The following is a 3,845-nucleotide window of genomic DNA, read 5'->3' as shown; positions in this document are numbered from 1 at the left end:
GTATAAATGGCGGTTTCTCTGTCCCGTGGACACTGCTCGCGAGCAGTCAACACTTGCACGGTGGTCTCGGTGACCGACGTCCAGCCCGGGGCAACGGCTGAGTGCTGTCGGTTCTGTGGGGACAGAGCCGAGATCTCCGGCGAGGCGTACACGTATGTCCGGTGGCCCGACGAGGTTGAGCGAGCGGACGGCGTGTTTCGGTTCACGATTTGCCGGGCGTGTGCGCTTCAGGACCGCGACAACGTCGAACAGGCCGCTTCGCTCTTCCACGAGGCAGATCGGGACTATCTGCTTACCTGCGATGTCTGTGGAGCTGTTGGCTGCCAGTCTGCCAGTACTCGTCGTCCAGCAGCGGAGACGTATCGGCTCGCGAGCGTTATCTCCTGGTCGGTGAGTATCAATGGCTTCGACGGGGCAACGCACTCTTGTAGTGAGTGTAGCCCCATCGTGACGTTCGACTGTGTGAAACGTCCCGACCGAACATACGACGATGAAGTGCCGCATCTCGTCGAGCCCCCGTTTGACTCAGCTGCGAGGACAGCGGACGATGCTCCGGCAGACAGTACACAGGTTGAGATCGACGGGTGGATTGGGTAGCCGGCGGTAGTTCCATGAAACCGGTAGGTCTGGTCCGCTAATGAGCAGTACGGAGGAAGAACTTATTCTACTCCCTCGTGACATGATAGTCATGGCCGTCAGCCACTCTGTTGAGAAGGTTTGGGGGAACCCGTTTGGTCGTCTCTTGACCCTGCTTGTTGGTGTAGGTCTCGGATTTGGAGCGGTATCTCTGTATCCGCCGATTTTCCCCATGATTGAGTGGGCTATTTCGGTATGGTTCGTTCTTTGGGGAGTATCTCGGTTTTATGTCTACGGGATAGCAGACCCTCTCACCTCCGCTGGAGGCAGTTTGTTGATGCTCGGTGGATTCACCTTGGCCTTGCACCAACTCATACCGATGGGCGAACTCGCCGGTGCTATCGCTAATTTCATCCCGGCTCTCGGTATCTTTGTAGAATTGTTCGCCGAGCATTACCGTGAACAAGATTAATTGCAGAAGCACAACAGGTGCGCAGTTTTATTGAGCAGGTATCTCAGCCAGCACAGTAAGCATAAAACTCCAGTCACAGCGGTAGCGACCCCCATTTTGTGTCCCTCTGGCGGGTGAGAGGATGTCTCGAAATATGTCCTGCCGTCGTTCGGAAGACCTGTCGCAGCGAACCACCTCGCAGTTCGTCGAGTCCATCACGGCGACTGTTCGAGGGCAGTCCGGCAGCGCCGATGTTCAGGCAGTTGTCCTCCGTGCGGTGGCCCAGCACTCAGACAGCATCGACCTCCCGGACGTACTCGAACTTCGCTCGCTCTTGGACGTTGACAGTGAGCGGGCAGACACGCTAGAGGAACAGGTTACAACCATCATCAGCGCCATCGACGCCGAACTCGCCGGCTGGGACCGGCGGGAGGTCGCTGCATGAACGCAGCAGGAACGGCCACGTTGGGTGATTTCGGCGCTGGTGGCCCACGCTCGGATGCGCTGATTGACAGACAGAGCGCAGCACAGAAGGCCGCTGCGGGCGAGTGGGAATTTCTCGCCGCTGGCAACGACACGATCGGCTGGCACATTCCCGACACCGGAGCGACCGTCCTGCTCAAACACAGTGACGCTGGCTGGACGCTCGAACGGGCAACCAAACTGGTCGGGACGCGAAGCACACTCGACGCCGGGCTGGATCTTGCCAGCTCGTACATGGCGGATCGACCGGAGGGAGCGTCGGCATGGCGATGATCGAGCGCGAGCAGTGGCGTCGTGAGGAACGCCAGCGAGTTGCGGAAGCACTGGCACGCGCCCGGTTCTGGCAGTCGGTTGCGCCACACAAAATCGGCTTCTGGGACGCCGTCGACGAGACGCTTCTAGCTCACTACCCGGGCTGCCGGTACAAACGCAGGACGACACTCGATGACTTCCGAGAGGAGGATTCATGAGCGACACTCCTGACCCAATTCTCGACAAACTCCCTCCAGAGCGGTTGCTGGACGCCGACCATCTCCAGCCAATCGTCGCCGGCATCAACTGTATGCACTCAATGGAGACGGTCAAGCGGTATCTCGCATACGAAAACCAGCACGAGAACCGGACGCCAGTCCAGTCTCGCCTTCGAGAGCGGGCACGCGAGATCCGTCGCGATGAATCGGATGCCGAGGAGCAAGCCGTCACATAATTTCTGTGCCCCAGCGGGACGAGGGGCGTCCCACAGAGGGCGTGCCGCCAACCGATCATGAGTAAGAACAAGACAGACGAGACGGCTGCACAGCAGTACGACGACCTCGATATCGACCCTGATGCCGTGGATATCAGTGGTGGACTGAAAACGACCGAGGGCACGTCTGCACTCGCCGTCGTCGGTGTTGACGCTCAAAAGGAGCGGGTGAAGGTGTACTCCCCGTCCGGCAAGCTGACGGTCAATCGCTGGGTGAGCATGGACCTGTTCAGCGTCCACTCCCCGAACGAGGACATCCAGACCGACGCCGACCGTGAAGCGTGGTTGAACGAGACGCTGCCGAGAAGGCCACGCATATCGACGGCAACGTGCACCCACTCAGGTACGCCATCGACGAGGACGGGAACGTAATCGCGGAATAATCGAGGGGTCGTACCACCCTCTCTTTCGCTTTCTTTCACGCTCACGATCACGGTTCCCGAGCGCAAGCGCTCGGGGGACACGCTCCACCTTGGACCGGCAGGCCGGTCCGGCGGTCCCGCTTCAGGAGGCAGGTAAGGCTCATCGCGATGAATCGGATGGCAGGAACGAGCCGCCGTGTAATTTCTGTGCCCCAGTGGGGTGCGGGGCGTCCCACTGAGGACGCTCCGCCGACTGACTATGAGTAAGAACAAGACAGACAAGACGGCTGCACAGCAGTACGACAACTACCCCGATCCCGACGCTATCGTTCACTTTGGCGATGTCTCGGAGGAACTGGTCGAGTTGGTCGAGGAAACGCTGGAGACTTCGGAGTTCCTGTCGACCTCTCGCGACGACCTGCCCGAAACTACGCTGCTCGTCGAGGCAGTCGAAAATGAGTGACGACCAGCTGTTCATCGTCGTGGAGGGTGTCGGGCCAGCAGATTTTCCTGAGAACGAGGCGAGTTCCAACAAGCAAGACGAGGCCGTTGCTCTCGCGGACGATATCCACGACCTAATTCGTGAGGAGTACGGCAAGGAAGAGGTCGAGGGCGTCATCCCGGTGGTCAATCCCGACGCACACGAGCAGATGCAGGCAACGGAACTTTGACTGAGTGAGGATACAGTTTCTTTAGCCATGATGCTGGCTGCAACGCCTGCTCAGTAAGTGTGTGGGTTGACCAGATCCACGTCAGGCAGAGGAATTATACTCCTTGATTTGAGAAATATCAATCAAGGGAATGTATGTACTGGCTGGGGTAGCCGGCGTCTTATTCGGGCTCTACGGGTTGCTTAATCCTGAGAGTGGACGAGCATGGGGTGGCGTCCGAATGTGGGAGGAAGACCCAGAGAGCGCAAAAGAGTTCACTAGAACAGCAAATCGGATAGTGAGTATTTTAATCGTTCTCTCAGGTTTCGCGCTTATCGTACTGGCCCTTGCTCGATAATGCCAAATCTGGCCTGATACTTATATTTCCTATACTGGAGCGTGTCATAGAAACATCCTCATGAATCTGTTTCATCACAACTCGATTGAATCATCCGGTCAGTCGGCGTGCAAAGAATACAATTGAACCAGTGACGAACGCTAGCGCAGACACAACGGATATAAGCTCTTGCACAGAATCTGGGCTTGCTTACTCGGCTGATGAGTTAGGATCTAAAAAA

General features: G+C 57.6%; 8 protein-coding genes and 1 pseudogene. All 9 read left to right on the top strand.

What is annotated here, in order from left to right; translation table 11 throughout:
• Positions 1–69 precede the first annotated feature (69 nt).
• The 9 genes and pseudogenes from C442_RS19320 to C442_RS19280 all read left to right on the top strand — a co-directional run bounded on the left by C442_RS19320 (position 70) and on the right by C442_RS19280 (position 3,288).
• Complete coding sequence (locus C442_RS19320) at positions 70–597, top strand: hypothetical protein (protein ID WP_239642335.1); 528 nt, start codon at positions 70–72, stop codon at positions 595–597.
• A gap of 40 nt (positions 598–637) precedes the next feature.
• Positions 638–1,048: a hypothetical protein gene (locus tag C442_RS19315; protein ID WP_008313421.1), complete on the top strand. Its 411-nt coding sequence runs from the start codon at positions 638–640 to the stop codon at positions 1,046–1,048.
• A 133-nt stretch (positions 1,049–1,181) separates the two neighbouring features.
• Positions 1,182–1,472 carry a hypothetical protein gene (locus C442_RS19310; protein ID WP_008313419.1) on the top strand — a complete coding sequence of 97 codons (291 nt, stop codon included), beginning with the start codon at positions 1,182–1,184 and terminating at the stop codon, positions 1,470–1,472.
• A complete protein-coding gene (locus C442_RS19305) occupies positions 1,469–1,783 on the top strand; it encodes a hypothetical protein (protein ID WP_008313416.1) in 315 nt (104 codons plus the stop codon). The genes C442_RS19310 and C442_RS19305 overlap by 4 nt, the downstream gene beginning before the upstream one ends.
• On the top strand, positions 1,774–1,980 hold the full coding sequence (locus tag C442_RS19300; RefSeq protein WP_008313414.1) for a hypothetical protein: 207 nt from the start codon (positions 1,774–1,776) through the stop codon (positions 1,978–1,980). The genes C442_RS19305 and C442_RS19300 overlap by 10 nt, the downstream gene beginning before the upstream one ends.
• Positions 1,977–2,216: a hypothetical protein gene (locus C442_RS19295; RefSeq protein WP_008313412.1), complete on the top strand. Its 240-nt coding sequence runs from the start codon at positions 1,977–1,979 to the stop codon at positions 2,214–2,216. The genes C442_RS19300 and C442_RS19295 overlap by 4 nt, the downstream gene beginning before the upstream one ends.
• A gap of 57 nt (positions 2,217–2,273) precedes the next feature.
• Positions 2,274–2,638: pseudogene (locus C442_RS19290) on the top strand (hypothetical protein).
• Between the two features lie 238 nt (positions 2,639–2,876).
• A complete protein-coding gene (locus tag C442_RS19285) occupies positions 2,877–3,080 on the top strand; it encodes a hypothetical protein (RefSeq protein WP_004966200.1) in 204 nt (67 codons plus the stop codon).
• Positions 3,073–3,288, top strand: coding sequence for a hypothetical protein (locus C442_RS19280; RefSeq protein ID WP_008313405.1), 216 nt, complete (start codon positions 3,073–3,075; stop codon positions 3,286–3,288). Before C442_RS19285 ends, C442_RS19280 begins: the two co-directional genes overlap by 8 nt.
• The last annotated feature ends 557 nt before the right edge of the window (positions 3,289–3,845 follow it).

Source organism: Haloarcula amylolytica JCM 13557 (genome assembly GCF_000336615.1).
GTDB classification, from domain to species: Archaea; Halobacteriota; Halobacteria; order Halobacteriales; family Haloarculaceae; genus Haloarcula; species Haloarcula amylolytica.
The sequence above is the reverse complement of the archived record's forward strand: the minus strand, read 5'-3'. Positions and strand labels throughout refer to the sequence as shown.

Excerpts from the sequence above, each read along its gene's own strand:
- C442_RS19315 (WP_008313421.1), top strand. The coding sequence starts at position 638 with ATGAGCAGTACGGAGGAAGAACTTATTCTACTCCCTCGTGACATGATA.
- C442_RS19305 (WP_008313416.1), top strand. The coding sequence starts at position 1,469 with ATGAACGCAGCAGGAACGGCCACGTTGGGTGATTTCGGCGCTGGTGGC.
- C442_RS19310 (WP_008313419.1), top strand. The coding sequence starts at position 1,182 with ATGTCCTGCCGTCGTTCGGAAGACCTGTCGCAGCGAACCACCTCGCAG.
- C442_RS19285 (WP_004966200.1), top strand. The coding sequence starts at position 2,877 with ATGAGTAAGAACAAGACAGACAAGACGGCTGCACAGCAGTACGACAAC.
- C442_RS19280 (WP_008313405.1), top strand. The coding sequence starts at position 3,073 with ATGAGTGACGACCAGCTGTTCATCGTCGTGGAGGGTGTCGGGCCAGCA.
- C442_RS19295 (WP_008313412.1), top strand. The coding sequence starts at position 1,977 with ATGAGCGACACTCCTGACCCAATTCTCGACAAACTCCCTCCAGAGCGG.
- C442_RS19300 (WP_008313414.1), top strand. The coding sequence starts at position 1,774 with ATGGCGATGATCGAGCGCGAGCAGTGGCGTCGTGAGGAACGCCAGCGA.